This is a genomic window from Amycolatopsis roodepoortensis (genome assembly GCF_024628825.1).
Taxonomy (GTDB): domain Bacteria; phylum Actinomycetota; class Actinomycetes; order Mycobacteriales; family Pseudonocardiaceae; genus Amycolatopsis; species Amycolatopsis roodepoortensis.
In genome coordinates this window covers 5,224,639-5,243,590 of the sequence record NZ_CP102415.1, presented here as the reverse complement: position 1 = coordinate 5,243,590, position 18,952 = coordinate 5,224,639, and the positions used below count along the sequence as shown (strand labels likewise).

At 68.1% G+C, this 18,952-nt stretch carries 22 protein-coding genes; 8 read left to right on the top strand and 14 right to left on the bottom strand.

Going from position 1 to position 18,952, the window contains the following annotated elements; genetic code table 11:
- The first annotated feature begins 71 nt into the window (after nucleotides 1–71).
- From NQK81_RS25020 to NQK81_RS25005, 4 genes are all read left to right on the top strand, one after another.
- Complete coding sequence (locus NQK81_RS25020) at nucleotides 72–944, top strand: LLM class F420-dependent oxidoreductase (protein ID WP_257483472.1); 873 nt, start codon at nucleotides 72–74, stop codon at nucleotides 942–944.
- Nucleotides 941–1,546: an ABC transporter ATP-binding protein gene (locus tag NQK81_RS25015; protein WP_257483471.1), complete on the top strand. Its 606-nt coding sequence runs from the start codon at nucleotides 941–943 to the stop codon at nucleotides 1,544–1,546. The genes NQK81_RS25020 and NQK81_RS25015 overlap by 4 nt, the downstream gene beginning before the upstream one ends.
- Nucleotides 1,540–2,787 carry a DUF6297 family protein gene (locus tag NQK81_RS25010; RefSeq protein WP_257483470.1) on the top strand — a complete coding sequence of 416 codons (1,248 nt, stop codon included), beginning with the start codon at nucleotides 1,540–1,542 and terminating at the stop codon, nucleotides 2,785–2,787. The genes NQK81_RS25015 and NQK81_RS25010 overlap by 7 nt, the downstream gene beginning before the upstream one ends.
- A gap of 76 nt (nucleotides 2,788–2,863) precedes the next feature.
- Nucleotides 2,864–3,439: an EndoU domain-containing protein gene (locus NQK81_RS25005; RefSeq protein WP_257483469.1), complete on the top strand. Its 576-nt coding sequence runs from the start codon at nucleotides 2,864–2,866 to the stop codon at nucleotides 3,437–3,439.
- Here NQK81_RS25005 and NQK81_RS25000 read toward each other — a convergent pair.
- Together NQK81_RS25000 and NQK81_RS24995 are read right to left on the bottom strand one after the other, a co-directional pair.
- Complete coding sequence (locus tag NQK81_RS25000) at nucleotides 3,436–3,711, bottom strand: helix-turn-helix domain-containing protein (RefSeq protein ID WP_126737409.1); 276 nt, start codon at nucleotides 3,709–3,711, stop codon at nucleotides 3,436–3,438. The genes NQK81_RS25005 and NQK81_RS25000 overlap by 4 nt on opposite strands.
- A gap of 355 nt (nucleotides 3,712–4,066) precedes the next feature.
- Complete coding sequence (locus NQK81_RS24995) at nucleotides 4,067–5,683, bottom strand: alpha/beta hydrolase (RefSeq protein WP_257483468.1); 1,617 nt, start codon at nucleotides 5,681–5,683, stop codon at nucleotides 4,067–4,069.
- Between the two features lie 203 nt (nucleotides 5,684–5,886).
- Here NQK81_RS24995 and NQK81_RS24990 point away from each other — a divergent pair, with 203 nt between their 5' ends.
- Nucleotides 5,887–6,165: a DUF3311 domain-containing protein gene (locus tag NQK81_RS24990; protein WP_185927414.1), complete on the top strand. Its 279-nt coding sequence runs from the start codon at nucleotides 5,887–5,889 to the stop codon at nucleotides 6,163–6,165.
- Nucleotides 6,162–7,805, top strand: coding sequence for a monocarboxylate uptake permease MctP (gene mctP / locus NQK81_RS24985; protein WP_126737406.1), 1,644 nt, complete (start codon nucleotides 6,162–6,164; stop codon nucleotides 7,803–7,805). The genes NQK81_RS24990 and mctP overlap by 4 nt, the downstream gene beginning before the upstream one ends.
- 1 nt (nucleotide 7,806) lies before the next feature.
- Here the strand turns inward: mctP and NQK81_RS24980 are convergent, their stop codons facing one another.
- The 9 genes from NQK81_RS24980 to NQK81_RS24940 form a co-directional block, all read right to left on the bottom strand.
- Entirely contained in the window at nucleotides 7,807–8,427 is a 621-nt protein-coding gene (locus NQK81_RS24980) for a hypothetical protein (protein WP_257483467.1), read from the bottom strand.
- 327 nt (nucleotides 8,428–8,754) lie between these two features.
- Nucleotides 8,755–9,972, bottom strand: a complete 1,218-nt coding sequence (locus tag NQK81_RS24975; RefSeq protein ID WP_257483466.1) for an RNA polymerase sigma factor — start codon at nucleotides 9,970–9,972, stop codon at nucleotides 8,755–8,757.
- Nucleotides 9,969–10,340 (bottom strand): YciI family protein, encoded by a 372-nt coding sequence (locus NQK81_RS24970; RefSeq protein WP_257483465.1) that lies wholly within the window; start codon nucleotides 10,338–10,340, stop codon nucleotides 9,969–9,971. Before NQK81_RS24970 ends, NQK81_RS24975 begins: the two co-directional genes overlap by 4 nt.
- The gene (locus tag NQK81_RS24965) at nucleotides 10,340–10,696 is read right to left on the bottom strand and encodes a YciI family protein (protein ID WP_126736194.1); all 357 of its coding nucleotides are present in this window, start codon (nucleotides 10,694–10,696) and stop codon (nucleotides 10,340–10,342) included. The genes NQK81_RS24970 and NQK81_RS24965 overlap by 1 nt, the downstream gene beginning before the upstream one ends.
- A gap of 57 nt (nucleotides 10,697–10,753) precedes the next feature.
- Complete coding sequence (locus NQK81_RS24960) at nucleotides 10,754–11,029, bottom strand: hypothetical protein (RefSeq protein ID WP_257483464.1); 276 nt, start codon at nucleotides 11,027–11,029, stop codon at nucleotides 10,754–10,756.
- A gap of 1 nt (nucleotide 11,030) precedes the next feature.
- The gene (locus NQK81_RS24955; RefSeq protein WP_257483463.1) at nucleotides 11,031–11,954 is read right to left on the bottom strand and encodes a bifunctional helix-turn-helix transcriptional regulator/GNAT family N-acetyltransferase; all 924 of its coding nucleotides are present in this window, start codon (nucleotides 11,952–11,954) and stop codon (nucleotides 11,031–11,033) included.
- A 235-nt stretch (nucleotides 11,955–12,189) separates the two neighbouring features.
- On the bottom strand, nucleotides 12,190–12,339 hold the full coding sequence (locus NQK81_RS24950) for a hypothetical protein (RefSeq protein WP_007032374.1): 150 nt from the start codon (nucleotides 12,337–12,339) through the stop codon (nucleotides 12,190–12,192).
- Nucleotides 12,340–12,594: 255 nt separating this feature from the next.
- Nucleotides 12,595–13,785, bottom strand: a complete 1,191-nt coding sequence (locus NQK81_RS24945) for an ATP-binding protein (protein WP_007032375.1) — start codon at nucleotides 13,783–13,785, stop codon at nucleotides 12,595–12,597.
- Between the two features lie 112 nt (nucleotides 13,786–13,897).
- Nucleotides 13,898–14,659 (bottom strand): MerR family transcriptional regulator, encoded by a 762-nt coding sequence (locus NQK81_RS24940; RefSeq protein ID WP_192747209.1) that lies wholly within the window; start codon nucleotides 14,657–14,659, stop codon nucleotides 13,898–13,900.
- A 71-nt stretch (nucleotides 14,660–14,730) separates the two neighbouring features.
- On the opposite strand from NQK81_RS24940, the gene NQK81_RS24935 reads away from it, so the two are divergent.
- Nucleotides 14,731–15,762: a glycerophosphodiester phosphodiesterase family protein gene (locus NQK81_RS24935; protein WP_257483462.1), complete on the top strand. Its 1,032-nt coding sequence runs from the start codon at nucleotides 14,731–14,733 to the stop codon at nucleotides 15,760–15,762.
- A 129-nt stretch (nucleotides 15,763–15,891) separates the two neighbouring features.
- Nucleotides 15,892–16,398: a DoxX family membrane protein gene (locus NQK81_RS24930; RefSeq protein WP_192747207.1), complete on the top strand. Its 507-nt coding sequence runs from the start codon at nucleotides 15,892–15,894 to the stop codon at nucleotides 16,396–16,398.
- Between the two features lie 319 nt (nucleotides 16,399–16,717).
- Here the strand turns inward: NQK81_RS24930 and NQK81_RS24925 are convergent, their stop codons facing one another.
- From NQK81_RS24925 to NQK81_RS24915, 3 genes are all read right to left on the bottom strand, one after another.
- Complete coding sequence (locus NQK81_RS24925; protein ID WP_192747206.1) at nucleotides 16,718–17,089, bottom strand: YciI family protein; 372 nt, start codon at nucleotides 17,087–17,089, stop codon at nucleotides 16,718–16,720.
- 99 nt (nucleotides 17,090–17,188) lie between these two features.
- Complete coding sequence (locus tag NQK81_RS24920; protein WP_037307367.1) at nucleotides 17,189–17,992, bottom strand: ABC transporter permease; 804 nt, start codon at nucleotides 17,990–17,992, stop codon at nucleotides 17,189–17,191.
- Nucleotides 17,989–18,942, bottom strand: coding sequence for an ATP-binding cassette domain-containing protein (locus NQK81_RS24915; protein WP_126736186.1), 954 nt, complete (start codon nucleotides 18,940–18,942; stop codon nucleotides 17,989–17,991). Before NQK81_RS24915 ends, NQK81_RS24920 begins: the two co-directional genes overlap by 4 nt.
- Between the last annotated feature and the right edge of the window lie 10 nt (nucleotides 18,943–18,952).

Below are 18,952 nucleotides of genomic sequence, written 5' to 3'. Positions count from 1 at the left end.
AGAAAGGCCTCATCCTCGGAGTCATTCCCGAGGATGAGGCCTTCTTCTTTCGGTCTCGGTACCGTGGCGGCATGGTCAGATTCGGCGTCAACATGGTCGTCCCGGAGACCCGTGCGGCGTGGGTCGAGAAGTGCCGCAAGGCCGAGGACCTCGGATTCGACGTGATCGGCGCGGCCGACCATCTCGGCATGGCGCCGCCGTTCCCGGCCCTCGTGCTCGCCGCCGAGGTGACGGCCCGCCCGCGGCTCAACACCTTCGTCATCAACACCGCCTTCTACAACCCCGTGCTGCTCGCCCGCGACGTCACCGGCACGGACCAGTTCACCGAGGGCAGGCTGGAGCTCGGCCTGGGGGCCGGTTACGTGAAGGCCGAATTCGAAGCGGCGGGAATGGAGTTCCCGCGCGCCGGAAAGCGCGTCGACCATCTCGAAAACACCATCGAGGTGCTCAACCGGCTCTATGCCGACGAAAGCCACAAACCGCCGACGGTGCAGAAGCCGGGCCCGCCGCTGATGATCGCCGGCCGCGGCGACAGGCTGCTCACCCTCGCCGCCGAACACGCCGACATCATCGGATTCACCGGCACGGCGGCCGTTCCTGACGGCGGCGCGCTCGCCGTCGAGGACGCGGCCGGAATCGAAGAGCGGGTGGACTTCGTCCGCGGAAAACTGAACGGGCGCGAGGCCGAATTCAACATCCTCTCGCATTTCGTCGCCGTGGTCGAAGATCGGCAAGAGGGTTTGGAGAGTCTGCGGGAACTGCTCGACGGCAAGCTCACCGTCGCGCAGCTCGCCGAACTGCCGACGGCTCTGGTCGGCACCCACGAACAGATCGCCGAACAGATCCTGGCGCACCGCGAGCGGTTCGGTTTCACCTATTTCACCGTGCTGGAGCACAACATGGACGCACTCGCGCCGGTGATCGAATCCTTGCGCGGCAAATGATCGACGTACGAGGGCTCGGTGTGCAGGCCGGGGAGCACTGGCTGTTCGACGGACTCGATTTCGAGGTGGAGGCGGGCGAATGCGCGGTCATCGTCGGCCCCAACGGGGTCGGGAAATCGACCCTGCTGCGATGCCTGTACGGAACGCAGGCCCCGCAGCGGGGCCGCGTCGTCGTCGCGGGCGGTAAGCCCGACGAACGCGACGTTTCCTTCCGCCGCAAGGTTTCCGTGCTGTTCGACGATTCCGACTTCTTCGCCGAGCTGACCCCGCTCCAGCATCTCGAACTGCTGGAGGGCTCGTTCGGGGCCGATCTCGGCGATTTCGACGCGCTCCTGGCCGACGCGGGGCTTTCCGAACGCGCGAAAGTCACCGCGGGCAAGTTCTCGGCCGGGCAACGCCGTCGTCTGCTGCTCCTCGGCGCGACCGCGCGGCCGCACGACGTCCTGCTGCTCGACGAGCCCGAACGGGCGCTCGATGCCGCCGGGAAGGAATGGCTGACGTCGTTGATCAAGCGGTCGACCGACGCCGGGGCGGCCGTCGTCGTGGCCACGCACCATCCCCCGCTGCTCGAAGCGGCCGACTCCACCCTCGAGCTGTGGTGACCACGAAAGCCCCCACGCACGTCCCGGGAAGACAGCGATTCGGCGGCCTGTTCAACGGCGACTACCAGACCTTCCTGGCCCTGTTCGGTTTCGGCGCTCTGTTCACCGCCTTCCAGAACCTGCCGAAGCTCCGGGATTTCCTTTTCGGACAGTCCGTTGTGGACTTTCCGGCGGTCTTCGGGCTGCTGATCGTGTTGTGCGCGATGTTCTGGCGCGGCCTGCTGCGCCGCGGTTTCGTCTGGGCCGAACCGGCGGCGCTGACGTGGATGGACTTCGCCCGCGTCGACAGGCGCCGAGTCGTCGTCAAGCGGATGTGGACGCTTTGGGCCGGGCTGGTCCTGGTGGTCGGCTACACCGGAGCGTTGGTCACCGCGATCGGCGGCGGCTCGAAGGGCGTGTGGATCGCGATGTCGGCGCTGACCGCGTCCGGCGCGATCCTGGCGGCGGTCACCGCGCGGCGGACGGCGATCCGCGGGGAAACGCTCGCTCCGGTCGTGCTCGCGATGGCGGGTCTGGCGTTCGCCGCCGCGGGATGGGGCCCGATCGCCGTCGAGGTGCTGGCCGGCGCGCTGTTCGTGGTGGCGGTCGCGGTGGCCTTCGGCGGCGAACCGATGTCCGGGGTCGGCCGTCAGGAACTCGTCGACGGCTGGAATGCGCGGCTCCTGCGGGCGATGGCCGCGGTCTTCATGGACCCCATGCTGCTGATCCCGGAGTCGAAGCCGGTGCCGTGGGTGTCGTTGCGGCGTCCGACGACGCTGCGGCTCGCCTGGGCCGGGGTGCTCGGCCGGATGCGCTACGCGGCGGCCAGTGTGGTGATCGCGGGCCTGGTCGGCGTCGCGCATCTGGCTTTTCCGGCCATCCCGCCCGCGCCGCTGTTCGCGCTCGGCGCGTACGCGGCGCTCGTCCCGTTCGTCGGCGGGCTCGGCGAACTGTGGCGCAACCCCGGCCGCCGTCGGTGGCTCGGCGCGTCCGACTGGGAGTTACGGCTGGTCAACGGCCTGGTGATCGCGCTGCTCGGCCTCGTCTGGGGGATCCTGCTCGGCCTGGTGACGCTGACCCTCGGCGTCTCCCCGGCCTGGCCGGTGTGGCTCGCGATCCCGCTCGCCGTCGTGGCCGCGGCGCGGACGGCGACCCGGCCGCCGATGAACTACGACGTCAGCGGTGGGGCGGCCGGGCTGCAGGCCCTGCGCGGCGTCGACGTGCTCGTCGTCGGCGCCGTCTTGCTCAGCGTGATCGCCTGAGGTCACCCGTTCCCGCGTTCGGATCATTCGGATACTCCGAACGCGGGTTACCCTCGATGCGACGAAAGGAGCACGAGTGGGCGGCGGGCACGCACCGGGAAAGGGACGGCGGGCGACCAGCGAGTTCCCCGCGGGCTGGACCGACGAGCAGATCATCGCGGTGATCAAGGACGTCGCCAACGATCCGAGCGAACCCCGCCTCAGAATGCACAACGGCCGCTGGCGGTGCGCCGGCGAACGGTACGGTGTGCACCTGATCGTGCTGGTGGAGGACAACGGCAACGTCAAGACGGGCTATCCCGTGGCGGGTCCCGGCGTGGTCCGCAATCCCGACACCGCCGCCGACCCGGCGAACCCGACCGTCGCCGACCTCGCCGCCGGCCGGATCAGCTTCTTCGGCGACAGCCTCCTCGACCAGATCGGCGACCGCATCGCGCCGGACGTCCTGGCCTTCTACCGCACTCTGCACTGGTCGGGTGAGTGGGAAGAGCTGGCCGACGTCCTCGTCGCGCACGCGCTGAACGAGAACCTGCGACTGGGTGTGGACGAATACGCGACGCTGGAAAGCCTGCTGAACAGCTTCGACCTGCCGATCGACGGCTTCCTCTACCTGAACGACCGGGCACACGCCCTGGCCGTCCTGCGCCCCTAGCTCGCTTCCGCGACTTGTTCGCCGCCGCCCTCGGCGGCCGCCCGCAGCGCGTCCAGCGGCAGCCCGACGGCGTCCGCGATCGCCATCACCGTGAAGAAGGCGGGCGTCGGGATCCGCCCGGTCTCGATCTTCCGGAGCGTCTCGACCGAGATCCCGGCCTCCGCCGCGACCTCGACCATGCTCCGCGACGACGCCGCGCGCGCGTCCCGGAGCGCCAGGCCCAGCCGCTCGCCGCGTTCACGTTCCTCGTCCGTCAACGGCACTCGCACCATGGTGCCAATACTAATACCGGTCCGGCCGGATTCCCGAGTTACGCCTCCGATCACGCGAGTTACGCCTTCAAGCACGCGAATTACGCCCCGGCGCACACCGGCCGCGAGCGTGTGCCGTCCCTCCAGTCACGCGTGTCGTCCGTCCGATCACGCGTGTCGTCCATCCAGTCACACGAGTGTCCCGGCCGGCCCGCCCAGTCATGCGAGATCCGACCCAGTCGCCACTGCCGTCCGCGAAGTCGTCCCCACCGAGTTACCCCCAGCCTGTGGACAACTCTGTGCACAGGTCGTGGACAACCCCAAAGAAAGGGCCCCGCCGAGCCGAAACTCGACGGGGCCACAATCCCTAGTGGCTTCAGGCGCCCGCGGGCACCGGAAGTGGGAGTCCGGGGAGGCTCTGGTCGTTCGGCACCTTGCCGTCGACGAGGTAGTCCTCCACGACCTTGTCCACACCCGCGTTGCCGCCGGCGTAGATGCCGTGGTCACCCTCACCGGTCACGGTGATCATCCGCGAGCCGGCGAACGCGCGGTGCGCACGGGTCGCACCCTCGAGCGGGGTCGCCGGGTCGTTCACCGACTGGACGATCAGCACCGGCGGGACGCCGCGGCCGTCGAGCCTCGGCAGTTCGACCGGCTTGTTCTTCCAGAAGATGCACGGCTGGATCAGCCAGCCCGCGCCCAGCAGCGGCAGGTCGCGGTCGATCAACTTCTGCGACTGCCGGATCACGCTGTTCCGGTTGCCGTACCACGGGCCCTCGTTGCAGGGGATGGACCAGAAGCTGGCGTTGTAGGAGTCGCCGTCGGTCGGGACGAACAGCGGCTGCGGGCCGATGACGCCGTCACCGTCCACAGTCTCCGCCTTGACCTTCTGCGCGGCCGAGGCCTTCTGCTGCTGCGTCGAGGTGCCCTCGGTCAGCGTCTTCAGGTTGACCAGGTAGTCGGCCAGCGCCGTGAAGTTGCGCTTCGAGTAGAGGTACGACGCGATGGTCGAGTCGAGGGCGTTGGCCGAAACCGGGACGCCGTCCACCTCGACCGGGTTCTGGGTCAGCGCGAAGCGGACCTTCTCGTAGGTCTGGCGCGCGGCTTCACCGGTCTTGCCGAAGCCGTAGACCTTGTCGTACTTGCCGATCCACGGCAGGAAGTCCTGACGCCAGCGGCGCTCGAAGCCGAGCGGCTGCCAGTCGAACGAGTTCTGCCAGGTGGTGGTGAACTCGGTCGCGGAGTCGAGCAGGAAACGGCCCGTTCGGGTGGGGAACTGCTGCGCGTAGTGCGCGCCCATCCAGGTGCCCGCCGAGTAGCCGACCCAGTTGATCTTGTCGCGGCCCAGCAGGACACGCAGCAGGTCGATGTCGCGGATGGTCTGCGCGGTGTTGATGAGCGGGCCCAGCTCGCCGGACTTCACCTGGCAGGAGTCCGCCGCGTACTTGGTGGCGTCCAGGATCAGGTTGAGGTTCGCCCGGCTGCGGTCGCGCGGGTCGAGGTCCGAACCGGTGCCGATCGCGTTACCGCAGGTGATGTTCGTGCTCTTGCCGGTGCCGCGCGGGTCGAGACCGATGATCTCCTGGTGCGCGCGGAGCTTCGTCTGGTTACGCAGACGAGCCGGGAAGTTACGGCCCGGAGCGCCGGGGCCACCCGGGTTCGTGATGACGCTGGCCGTCGCCTTGCCGCTGGTGGCGGCGAGGCGGCTGACGGCGATCGTCAGGTCGATGTTCTCGTTCGTCTTGTACCAGTTACGCGGCGCGCGGTAGGTCGCACACTCGATGTTCTCGGCCCCCGGAGGCGGCGCGGACGGCAGCTCGCTCGCGGTGCACTTGTGCCAATCGAGCTTCTGGTCCGCGTACTTCGCCGGAATGTTGGTGGAGTTCAGCGGCTGCTGCCCGGCAGCCTCCGGCCCTGCGAACGCAGGCGTGAACCCGGCCAGCATGGTGCCGGCGACAGCCGGGATCACCACCGCATAGCGGAGTTTCTTCATCCGATGCCCCTTTGATCATGCGTGCGAAGTTCCTGTTCGCGACTGCGGCTATTGATATCCGCCGGGGCCCGGGACGGCAACCGCCCTTCGTCGGATGAGGCGTCGCTGATCAAATCGATATCGGGCGCGCGTGACCCGGACGGGGGAGAGGTTCTAGGGTCATCGGGACCATCCGGGGGTACGGGAACGTTAGGTGAGGTCCGATGGTGTCAGGTAAGGCAGACGGGAAGGTGAGGGGTTTTCAGTTCAGCCCCTGGAACCTCCTGTTGATCATCCCGTTGCTGGTGCTGATCACGTCCTTGTTCAATTCGGACGGTCCCCGGCTGTTCGGGATGCCGTTCTTCTACTGGTTCCAGTTCGTGTTCGTCGCGGTCGGTGTCCTGTGCACCTGGATCGTCTTCGTGATGACCAAGGACAAGCCGACCAGTGAGCGTCCCGACCGGCTGTCCGTGGACGAGCTCGACGAGGGGGACGTCAAGTGACCAACATCCAATGGCCAGAGCTGATCATCTTCACGATCCTCTTCGCGGTGGTCACCGTGCTCGGCTTCGTCGCGTCGCGCTGGAAGGCCGGCAACACCCTCGACCACCTGGACGAATGGGGTCTCGGCGGCCGCAAGTTCGGCTCGTGGATCACCTGGTTCCTGCTCGGTGGTGACCTCTACACGGCCTACACGTTCGTCGCGGTCCCCGCGCTGATGTTCAGCGCCGGCGCGATGGGCCTTTTCGCGCTGCCGTACACGATCATCGTCTACCCGATCGTGTTGATGCCGGCGCTGCGCATGTGGTCGGTCTCGCGCGTCCGCGGCTACGTCACGCCCGCCGACTTCGTCCGCGGCCGGTTCGGTTCGCCGACGCTGGCGCTGCTCATCGCGATCACCGGCATCGTCGCGACCATGCCGTACATCGCGCTGCAGCTCGTCGGCCTCGAAGCCGTGCTGCGGACGATGGGCATCAACGGCTCCGGCATCGTCGGCCACCTGCCGCTGCTGGTCGCCTTCATCATCCTGGCGGTCTACACGTACCAGTCGGGTCTTCGCGCGCCCGCGCTGATCGCGTTCGTCAAGGACATCCTGATCTACCTCGTGATCATCGTCGCGATCATCTACCTGCCCTCGAAGCTCGGCGGCTGGTCGGCGATCTTCGACGCGGCCGACGCGAAGTTCGACAAGACGCCGTCGCAGGCGGACGGCATCCTGCTCAACGCCAACAACCAGTTGCAGTACGCCACGCTGGCGCTCGGTTCGGCGCTCGCGCTGTTCCTGTACCCGCACTCGCTCACCAGCGTGCTCGCCTCGCGCGGCCGCAGCGTGATCAAGCGGAACATGGTCGCGCTGCCGGCGTACTCGCTGGTGCTGGGTCTGCTGGCGCTGCTCGGCTACGTCGCGATCAGCGCGTCGGTCTCGCCGATCACCAACAACGCGACCGGCAAGCCCGACACGAACACCGTCGTCCCGGTGCTGTTCGACACGCAGTTCTCGTCGTGGTTCGCCGGGATCGCGTTCGCCGCGATCGGGATCGGCGCGCTGGTACCCGCGGCGATCATGTCGATCGCGGCGGCCAACCTGTGGACCCGCAACATCTACAAGGAGTACATCAAGAAGAACGCGACGCCGGGCGAGGAAGCGAAGCAGGCCAAGCTCGCTTCGCTGATCGTGAAGTTCGGCGCGGTGGCGTTCATCCTGTTCATCGACCCGCAGTTCTCGATCGACCTGCAGCTCATCGGCGGTGTGCTGATCCTGCAGACGCTGCCGGCGGTCGCGATCTCGCTCTACACGCGGTGGTTCCACCGCTGGGGCCTGATCGCCGGCTGGGTGGTCGGCATCGGCTGGGGCATGATCATGCTCTACAACATCCCCAACCCGGCGACCGGCAAGGCGCACTTCGGTGGCTCGGCGCTGAAGCTCGGCGATCTGTCGATCTTCGGCTGGCACCCGCTCAGCGGCTCGCAGCTGCAGATCTACGTCGGGTTCGTGGCGCTGATCGCGAACCTGCTGATCGCCGTGATCTTCACGGTGATCGCGCGGCAGCTGAAGGTCTTCAACGGCACGGACGACACCGAGGCCGCGGACTACCACGCCGACGAGCACGACAAGGATCTCCGCGAAATCGGCGTCCACTGAGTCAGCTGTGGGAAGGGGCCGCGTCCTGCCGGGACGCGACCCTTTTCGTCGCGGCGCTCGCGGCGAGATAGAGCACGAGCCCGTTCAGCAGGTGCCAGAGGAAATGCGTCCCGGCGGGGAAGTTCCCGCAGACGGTGTGGTCGGCCGTGCGGAACGAAAGCGACACCCCGAAAACGCCCGCGGCGACGGCGAACCTGCGACGGTCTTCACCCTTGAGAACGACCGCGAAGATCACGAGCCCGATCAGCGCCGAGAGGTACAGCCCGCCGCCCAGTGACGCGACGACGGCGGCGAAGGCGAGGAACACGGGGATGCCGAGCCAGGCCAGCCGTCGGCGGACGCCGAAGAACACGTGCGGGAACACGGCGGCGTAGTACAGGACGAACACCAGGATGAAGCCGGTGTCCGCGGCGGCGGACCAGCGGGTGGCGAGCAGGTGGAACGCCGTGCTGCCGAGGAACACCAGCCCGATGAGGGCGCCGAACACGCGGCCCTTCGGCTGCCGCCAGACCGCGATCGCCGCGATCAGGAACGCGAGATTGCTGAGGCTGTTGAGCGGCTCGCCCCAGAGCCCGGGGGCGAGGCGTTCGCAGTAGCCGTCGACGTACGCCGTCCAGTTCACTCCCCCAGCCAACCCTGTCCGCGTGAACTGCGGATGTCTTCGACGGCCTTTCGCCTCTGCTCACCGGCGGCCGGCGCGCGTTGCGTGTTGCGAAAGCCACTTTCGCAACCTTCAACGTTGCGAAAGTGGCTTTCGCATCACGCCCAGCCGTGTCCCGCGCGGCCCCTCGCCCACTTGTCCACACCCACCCACCGTTGTGGACAACTAGCCCCCGAACCCCTCCGTCCCCGCCCCCGCGACACCCCCTCCCGATACGCTGGTGCGGGGCGCGCCCCCCTGGGAGTGGTGGGGGGTGGGGTAACGCGCGAGGCAAAGCAAAAGCGCTGGTCAGGATGTCGCGGAGCAGGCCGTCAGGCGTCGGGTGAGGAAGCGGCGTTGCGGTTCCGAGCAGGGCAGCGCGAGCGCTCGCCGGTAGTGTTCCGCGGCTCGCGCCGGGTCGCCGGCCCGCTGCCACAGGGCGCCGAGCACGGCGGGCAGCAGGGTGTAATCCGGCAGGTCGGCCTCGATGGCTTCGAGTTCGGCGATCCCGGCAGCGGCGCCGTCCACCATCGAAAGCGCGATCGCGCGGTTCAGTCGCGCCACCGGCGAGGGCCGCAGCGCCAGCAGATCGTCGTACAGGCCGACGATCCGCCGCCAGTCCGGCGGCGAAACCGTGCTGTGGCACAGCGCGATCGCCGCCTCGACGTGGTACGCCGACATCTCCGGCCCGGTGCACGCCCGCTCGAACAGCCGCGTCCCCTCGGCGATCATCGCGTGATCCCAGCGGTCCCGGTCCTGCTCGTCGAGCAGCAGCAGGTCCCCCTCCCGGTCGACCCGCGCGGGCAGCCTGCTCCCCTGCAACAGCATCAGCGCGACCAGCGCCCGCACCCTCGGCAGATCCGTCTTCGGCTCGGCCAGCAGCAGCCGTCCCAGCCGGATCGCCTCCCCACACAGTTCGCCGCGCACCGCGACCTCTCCGGTCGTCGCGTCGTAGCCTTCGTTGAAGAGCAGATAGAGCACGGCCAGCACACTGTCCACTCTGGACTCCAGAGCGTCCGGACCCGGCAACGACAGCGGCTTTCCCGACTCCCGCAACCACTTCTTCGCCCGCACGAGCCGCTGCGCCACCGTCGCCGGTTTCGTCAGCAGGGCCGCCGCGATCTCGTTCACGCCGAGCCCGCCGACCGTCTTCAACGTCAGCGCCACCTGCGAGACCGTCGGCAGCGCGGGATGGCAGCACAGCAACATCAGCACGAGTTCGTCGTCCGTGCCGCGGCCGTCCTCGTGACCGTCGAGTTCCACGAGCCGCGGCAGCAGCGTGCGCAAGGTCCGCTCGCGCCGGACGACGTCCATCGCCCGGTTCCGTGCGGCGCGGAACAACCAGCCCTGAGGGTTGTCCGGCACCCCGCACTGCGGCCAGGTGCGCAGCGCCTGTTCCAGCGCGTCGGCGACGGCCTCCTCGGCAAGATCCAGCCGTTCGGGCCCGAGCGCCCTGGCCAGCGTGGCGACGATCCGCCCGGCACTGTGCCGGAACAGATGCTCCACCACGCCGGCCGGGCGGCTCATGACAGCCCGGAACGCCTCAGGTGTTCCTCCCGAGGCGTGTCGAGGTCGAGTGCGATCTCACTGACCACGAACATCCCGACGCCGTCCACCGCGATCGGATGCGTTTCGAACAGCTTCGCCGCTTCATCGAGATCGGCGGCCTCGACCACGAGATACCCGGCGACGATCTCGCTGGCCTCGGTGAACGGGCCATCGGTGATCGTCCCGGCACGCACCACCCGCGATTCCGGGGCCAGCCCGGCGGCCGCGACCAGCTTGCCGGACGAACGCAGCTCCTCCTGCCAGGCGAAGTACCGGTCGATGCCGTTTTCGGCCGGCCCGCCCCCGGCGCCCTGGGTGAAGGTCATCAGACCGACGAACCTCGGCATCAGTCCTCGCAACCGCGTTCGCCGACCTTGCGCACCTCGATCGGCCCGAACGCCAGATGCGGATGCGTCGCGAAGATCTTCTCCGCCTGGTCGAGGTCCGCGGCCTCGATCACCTGGTAGCCGCCGACGATCTCGGTGGCCTCGGTGTGCGGTCCGTCGGTCGCGCCGACCTCACCGCCGGAACCGCGCAGCACCCGGCCGCCCCTCGACAGCCCGCCACCGCCGACGAAGCGGCCTTCCTTGGTGCGTTCGTCCGCCCAGGCCAGGTAGCTCTCGAGCACACGTTGCGCTTCGTCGGGGCCGAGGTGGTCGTGCGAGTCCGCGGTGGAGCGGATGAAACCGATGTAGTGGGGCATGGTGTCCTCCTTGGGGATCGATGGTCCCTAGACGAACGAGCCCCCGGCGAATCGACATCAGTAGCGGAAGAGCCGGTCGTGCAGTTCACGCTGCCGCGCGAACCAGGCACTCAGCCTGGTCCGGCGACGCCGCCGTTTCAACACCTGCCGGACTTCGCGCACACACGGTTCGTGGGGCGCGAAGGCCTTCCCGGTCAGGAGGACGGCGTAGTGGCCATCCGGGCAGCGACCGGAAACGGAGATCATGCCCGGGGTCAGGTCGTCGACGAAATCGATCGAGCCGACCCCGACCACGGACCGGCGGTCGCAGGTGGGGCAGTAGACGACGAACACCTCACAGCTCCAGCCGCCAGGTCTGCCCGGTCAGCTCGTAACCGAAGCCCGGGATCGTCTCCTCGCTCACCAGCTGGAAGCCGGCCTTCCGGTAGATCGCCCGCGCCGCCTCCAGCAACGAGACCGTCCAGAGTTCCATCGCCTGGTAGCCGGAGGCCCTCGCGAACTCGACGCATTCGGCGACCAGGCGTTTCCCGACGCCACGTCCCCGCGCGGCCGGTTCCAGGAGCAGCATCCGCAGCTTCGCGGTGGTGCCGTCTTCGGCGGGCATGCAGAAGACGCTACCGACGCGTTCGCCGTCGAGTTCGGCGATCCAGCCCGCTTGGCGCGGGTCTCCGCGCCGGTCGACGTACTCCGCGACGACACGGGCGACGAGCGCTTCGAAACGTTCGTCCCAGCCGTACTCGCGGGAGTAGAGGGCGCCGTGGCGGTGGACCACCCAGCCGAAGTCACCCGGCCGGGGCGGGCGCAGGACCAGCGCGGGATCCGAGGCACGCTCACCGACCAGCGAGGTGATCGTGTCCATGGCGCCGAGCAGCCGTTTCTGCTCGTCTTCGCCGAACTTGCCGAGCAGCGAGCCGATCCGGCCCACCGACCGTTGGTCGAGGACGGCGAAGGCCTTGCGGCCGTCCTCGGTCAGCCGGACGATCTGACGGCGCGCGTCCTCGTCGCTGCGTTCGCGGGTGAGGAGACCTCGCCCTTCGAGCCTCGCGAGCAGCCTGCTCGCGTACCCGGCGTCGAGGTCGAGACGTTTGCGCAGGTCGGTGACCTGGGTCGAATCCTGCTGCGCGAGTTCGAAGATGACCCTGGCTTCGCTCAGGGAGTACTCGGCGTCGGCCGGTCCTTCGTCGAGGACGCCGATCACGCCGGTGTACAGGCGGTTGAAGGCCCGGACGGTCGCCACCCGGTCCGCGGATCGATTCATTTGACCACCTCAACAGATTCGTTGACTGGGTCAAGTGTTACCCCGCGAAGCGGTGAAGGCAAGAAATCTTTCCGGGGGTGGACATATGGAAACCCCGTGATGCTGCCAGGTCGGGGGTCCGCCAGCATCACGGGGTCGTAGTGGGTATCGACGCCACGTTCCGCGGCGTTACACCTCACGCACTATGTGTCGTAGGTCACTCGAACGGGCGACACCTACAACGGTTGTTGTCGAGTCAGCGCATGTGCGTGTGACGCGCCTGGGAGATAGCGATGAGCTCCTGACGAACGGTCGCGGTGGCCGCGGTGTCGATCGCCCGGTTCAGGGCCCGGCGAGTACGAGCCTCGGCGCGACGGGCACGGAGCTTGGCGGCGATGTTGTTCATCGGTTTTTGTCATCCCCTTGGGAGTAGATCTTGCGTCTTCGTGGCTGTGCTTCTAGTATGCACCCTTTTTCACAAGGAAGCCAACGATTATCCGGTGACTTGGCACACCTGCCGATGAATCATCGGCAACAAGAGCGTAAAACCGGAGAGATTTGGTGGCGCCGGTCACTTCTTGGTAACGCCGAGGACAGGGCAAAGCCTCGGTAGAGGTCTCTACCGCTTTCTAGGATTTACGCGATAAAGCCTGAGAGAGGCTTAGTCCCGGCCGAGCAGGTAGTGGCCGAAGTGCGGGACGGTGAAGGCGATGTGCCCGCGTTCGGCGGAGTACACCAGGCCCTTCTTCATCAGGCTGTCCCGCGCCGGAGACAGCGACGAAGGCTTCCGCCCCAGGTAGACGGCCACATCGGCGGTACCGGCGGACTCGTCCCGGCCCTGGGTCAGCTCGGCCATCGCGAGCAGGTACTCGCGTTCGGCCGGCGTCGCGCGCTCGTAGCGGGAGCCGAAGAAGCCGACCGCGAGCTCCGATTCGGCCTCCGGCGCCGCGACCTGGACGTCCTTCACGGTGATCGGATCCGCCGGCGCGGCATCCCAGGCGGCCTTGCCGTAGGCCTGGATGAAGTACGGATATCCGCCCGACGCGTCGAACAGGGCGTCCAGCGCCTCCGGTTCGATGCCCGCGTCCTCCCGTTCGATGGGGGCCATCACCGCGAGGTCGGCGTCCTCGCGCTCCAGCCGGTCGATACGCGCGTAACGGAAGAGGCGTTCCGAGTACGACTTCGACGCCGAAAGGACGGCGGGCACGTGCGGCAGCCCCGCGCCGACCACGACCAGCGGCGCCCCGGACTGCGAAAGTTCGTGGCAGGCGGCGCAGAGCGCGGAAACGTCCTCCGGCAGCAGGTCCTGGATCTCGTCGATCAGCAGCGCGACCCCGGTGCCGACGTCGGCCGCCAGTTCGGCGACCTCGGTGAACAGCTCGACCAGGTCGATCTCGATGTCGCCGGAATCGGCGCGGCCCTGAGCGGCGGGCACGTCGATGCCCGGTTGCCAGCGGTCACGGAGCTTCGCGTCCGGTTTGTTGGCGCGCAGCGCGAACGCCTTGAGCACGCCGAGCACCTGCTCGACCCGGTCCGGCGCGCGATGGCGCACGGCGAGGTCGCGGATCGCGCGGTGCAGCGCGGCCGACAGCGGCCGCCGAAGTTCGGTGTCGGGGCGGGCTTCGATCTTGCCCGCGCCCCAGCCGTGCTTGATGGCCCGCGAACGCAGCTCGCCCAGCAGCACGGTCTTCCCCACGCCACGCAGGCCGGTCAGCATCAGGCTGCGTTCGGGTCTCCCGCGGGCGACCCGTTCGAGCACGACCTCGAAGGCCTGGAGCTCGCGCACGCGGCCTGCCAGCTCGGGCGGCCGTTGACCGGCGCCCGGGGCGAAGGGGTTGCGGATGGGATCCACTCTCACACGCTATCGGCGTTTCTAGCGTGGACCCGATATTCCGCCATAGAGGGATAGGCGTGTCGCGACGGGTTAGTCCGAGTGGACGGGTCTGCAGCCCCGTCCCTCGTTCCTAGTCGCGCAGGTTGCGCTCGGCGTAGACCGCCATCGCGTCACGGATGTACTCCGCGGTCCCCTCACCGTGCTTCTCGTCGTACTGCCCGTAGCGCGGGTCGTCGACGTACAGCTGCCCGAGACCGGCGAAGTAGCCCTTCGAGACGGCCCGCACGGCCGGCCGAAGCCACTCGTACAGCCGCTGCGTGATCGCCTGGGCCTCGTCACCGTCGGCGGGCAGACCCTTGGCGCGGGCCTCGCCGAAAGCGGCGGCGATGTCCTTCTGTTCCTGCTGGTGCGCCTTCTTGTCCTCGGCGCTCAGCGACTTCCACCACCGGTCACCCTGCTTGTAGGCGTCGGCGCCCCAGCGTTCGGTGACCTCCTTCTCGTACTTCGTGTGGTCGAAGCCGTCGAACACTTCCGTTGCCATCAGCTGTTCACCTCTCTCTGTCTTCTTCAAGGTCGTCCTGACCGATTCGATCTGCCGTCCGAGCCGCTGTCGCTCCTGCTCCAGCCACTTCAGGTGCGTGCGCAGCGCCGCTGTCGTGTCTTGCTCCCCTTCGAGGACTTCGCCGATCGCGGGCAGGCTCAGCCCGAGTTCGCGAAGCAGCAGGATCCGTTGCAGCCGCACCAGCGCGTCCTGGTCGTAGTAGCGGTATCCGTTGCTCCCCACCCGGCTCGGTTCGAGCAGCCCGATGTCGCCGTAGTGGCGCAGCGTGCGGCTCGTGGTCCCGGCCGAGCGGGCGATGTCCTGGATCGACCACTCCTTCTCGTTCGGCATGTCCACGAAGGTAGAGGTTGACGTTGCGTCAAAGTCAATCGAAGTTCACCCGTCCGTGGCATGGTTCACGAATGAAGACATTCGCGCTGGTCATCGCCACTGCGCTGACCTTGACGACGGCCGGGGTCGCCGACGCGCATCCGCGTCGCGCCTTCGACATCCAGGCTCACCGCGGCGGGCTCGGCCTCACGGTCGAGAGCACGCTCGCGTCCTTCGGCAAGGCGATGGAGCTGGGGGTGACCACGCTCGAACTCGACATCCAGATCACCAAGGACGGTCGCGAGGTGATCACCCACGACCGCAAGACCACCCCCGCGAAGTGCCGCGACACCGCGCCCGCGACGCCCGGCGACCCGGCGTACCCGTACGTCGGCAAGTACGTGAAGGATCTGACGTTCGCGCAGGTCCGCACGCTGGACTGCGGTTCGATCCGGCAGCCCGCGCATCCCGGCCAGACGCTCTCCCCCGGCGCCAAGATGCCGACGCTCGCCGAGCTCTTCCAGCTCGCCCGCGACCACCGCGCCTGGGGCATCAAGTTCAACATCGAGACGAAGGTCGAGGCCGCCGCGCCGCACGAGACGGCGCCGCGTGAGCAGTTCGTCCAGCGGGCGGTGCGCGAGATCGTGCGCGGCGGGTTCGCGCACAACGTCTCGATCCAGAGCTTCGACTGGGGCGCGCTGATGCGGTTCCGCGAGGTCGCGCCGTGGCTCCCGACGGTCGCGCTGACCCAGCCCGAGTTCCTGCAGGTCGGGCAGCCGGGCAAATCGCCGTGGCTCGGCGGGATCGACATCGACGACTTCGGCGGCAGCCCCGTCCGCGCGGTGAAGTCGTTCGGCGCGAAGGCGCTCTCGCCGGTGCACGGCAACCCGCAGGGCGGCAAGGTCGGCGACCCCGACTACCGGCCGTTCACGACGAAGGCGCTGGTCACCGAGGCGCACCGAGCCGGGATCAAGGTCGTGCCCTGGACGATCAACGACCCGGCCACCATGCACAAGCTCATCGACGACGGCGTCGACGGCATCATCACCGACTACCCGGACCGGCTGCGGGAGGTCGCGGCGGACCGCGGGTTCAAGCTGCCCAAGGCGTATCGAGCCCGCTAGGGGAATCTAGCTCTATCTAGTGCCAGAGAAATATTCCGGGATACACCGTTAGCGCGGTTCGGCGACGTGGCGGGCGGGAAGACTGGGGTTAGGTTTGTTTCCCGGGTCCGGATCAGAAAGGTTACGACCGTGATTCTCCGTCGCGTCGCACGTCCGCTTCTCGCCGCGATCTTCATCTCCGGTGGGATCGGCGCGCTGAGGGACACCCAGGGGCACGCCAAAGCCGCGGAGCCGTTCCTCACCCAGTCCTTCGACAAGCTGGAGGGCGTGGTGCCGGAGTCGGTACCGCGCGACCCCGCCACCCTCGTCCGGATCGACGCCGCGGTGAAGGTCGGGGCCGGGGTCGCGCTCGCCGCGGGCAAGGCGCCGCGCCTGGCCTCGCTGCTGCTGCTCGGCAGCCTCGTCCCGACGACGCTGGCCGCGCACCGGTTCTGGGAGATCAACGAACCGGCCGAGCGTCAGCAGCAGCAGATCCAGTTCATCAAGAACGCCGGCCTGGCCGGTGGCCTGCTGCTCGCCGCCGCCGACACCGCCGGCAAGCCGTCGCTCGGCTGGCGCGCGAAGCGTGCCGCCTCCAAGACGGAGAAGCGCGCCGAGAAGCTGGCGAAGAAGGCCGAGAAGGCCATCACGAAGTAACGCCTGCCTCTAGCGAGGGGCCGGGCAACGGGGCGTCGTCGGTGCCGTGGGTCGTGAGTGGCGATTCGGGTTAGAACCCGAATCGCCACTCACGAGAACCCGAGGCGCTCGGTACCGCTGGCTGGGCTCGGCCGAGCGTTGCGAAAGCCACTTTCGAGACCTCTGACGTCCCGAAAGTGGCTTTCGCGACACCGGCTCCAGCCCCCCAGGCCCCCACAGACCGGGCCGGGAAGTCAACGACGGCCGGAAGCCAGTAGGTACCTAAGACACCCTCGGCTAGAACCCGAATCGCCACTCACGACCGCCTGAACGCACGGGGTCACGAGGTGAGGGCCTCGATGTCCTCCGCCTCGACGACGGTGCGCACCTCGACCTCGATCTCGTCGAACAGCGCGGCGTAGGACTCGGCGAACGAGACGGCCTCGGCCAGGTCCTTGGCGTTGAACAGCGCGAACCCGCCGATGACCTCTTTCGCCTCGGTGAACGGGCCGTCGGTCGCGGTGATCTTGCCGCCGCGGCCCTTGCGGACCTTCGCGCCCTTCTCCGACGGGTGCACGCCCTCCGCCGTGATGAGGATGCCCTTCTCGAACGAGTCCTCGATGAAGGCGCCCATCTTCTCGATGAACTCCTTGCTCGGGTTCCGGGCTTCCGGGGCGCTCTCGTCGAGCCGGTGCATCATCAGAAACCGCATCGCTGCTCCTCAGTGTCTTGGCGGGGCTGTTTCTACCTCGCCTTCACCGACGCGTCGAGCGGCTCGACGGCGGTTCGACATTTCTGCACAGAAGTTTTCCTAGCGGCTCGCGACCTTCTTGTACTGGGCCGTCGCGAGCGGCGCGAAGATCGCGATGATGGCGACGCAGCACAGGATCGCGTACAGCGAGGCGTGCTCGGCGGGCCAGCCCGTCGGCGCCGCGCCGAAGCGGTTCCCGAACAGGTCACGGGCCGAGTTGATCACCGCGGTGAACGGGTTCCAGTCGGCGATGGCCTTCAGCACGCCCGGCAGCTTGTCCGCCGGGACGAACGCCGTCGAGATGAAGCTCAGCGGGAACATCCACATCAGCCCGGCACTCTGCGCGACCTCGACGCTGCGCGCGACGAGCCCGATCCACGCGCCGACCCAGGACAGCGCCCACGCGAACATCAGCATCACCAGGTAGCCGAGCACCGCGTCGAGGAAGCTGCCGCGGATCCGCCAGCCGACGAGCAGCCCGCAGAGCGACATGACGACCAGCGCGACCACGCTGATCACCAGATCCGACGTCGTCCGGCCGAAGATCACCGCGAGGCGGGAGATCGGCAGCGAACGGAATCGGTCGATGATGCCCTTCTGCAGGTCGTTCGCGAAGCCGATCACGGTGAAGGCAGAGTTGAACGCGACCGTCTGCGCGAAGATGCCCGCGATCAGGAACTCGCGATACGCGAGCCCGCCCGCCTCCCCGCCGATCGCGTCGCCGAAGACGTACGCGAACAGCAGCACGAACATGATCGGCTGCAGGGTCGCCGCCATCAGCCAGTCCGGGTTGCGCTGGACGTTCTTCAGGTTCCGCCAGGTGATCACGCCACCGTCGGAAAAGGCCTTCGCGACCGCGCTCACTTCTTGTCCCCCTCGTCCGTCGCGTGCCCCGTCAGCGAAAGGAACACGTCGTCGAGCGTCGGCCGGTGCAGCGCGACGTCCTGAATGGCGACGCCGTGGCCGTCCAGCCGCCGCAGTGCCTCGATCAACGCTTTCGGCCCGCCCTCGACCAGGACGTCGACCTTGCGGGTGTGTTCGTCGACCGACGGCGTGCCCGAGCCGACCTCGGTCAGCACCTGCGTGGTGATCGCGAGATCGCTCGTGTTCGCCACGACCAGTTCGAGTCGCTCGCCGCCGATCTCCTGCTTGAGCTCGTCGGCGGTGCCGCGCGCGATGACCTTCCCCTTGTCGATCACCACGATCGAGTCGGCGAGCTGATCGGCCTCCTCCAGATACTGCGTGGTCAGCAGCACCGTGGTGCCGTCGGCGACGAGCTCCTTGATGACCTCCCAGGTGTCGATCCGGCCGCGCGGATCGAGCCCGGTGGTCGGCTCGTCGAGGATCACCACGGTCGGCTCGGCGACCAGCGCGCCCGCTAGGTCGAGCCGTCGCCGCATACCGCCGGAGTACGTCTTGGCGGGACGATCCGCCGCGTCCTCCAGCCGGAACCGGGCGAGCAGCTCACGCGCCCGCGACTTCGCCGCGGCCTTCTTGCTCCCGTAGAGCCTGCCGACCATGTACAGGTTCTCGAACCCGGTGAGGTTCTCGTCCACGGCGGCGTACTGCCCGGAGAGCCCGATCGACCGCCGGACGGCGTCGGGATGGGCCAGCACGTCGTGCCCGGCCACCTCCGCCTCGCCCGAATCCGGGCGGAGCAGCGTGGTCAGGATGCGGACCGTCGTCGTCTTCCCGGCACCGTTCGGCCCCAGCAGGCCGAGCACCTTGCCCTGGGGGATCGACAGATCGACCCCGTCGAGCGCGCGTGTGGACCCGTAGGTTTTGACCAGCGCTTTCGCCTGAACTGCGAACATGCGGCCAACC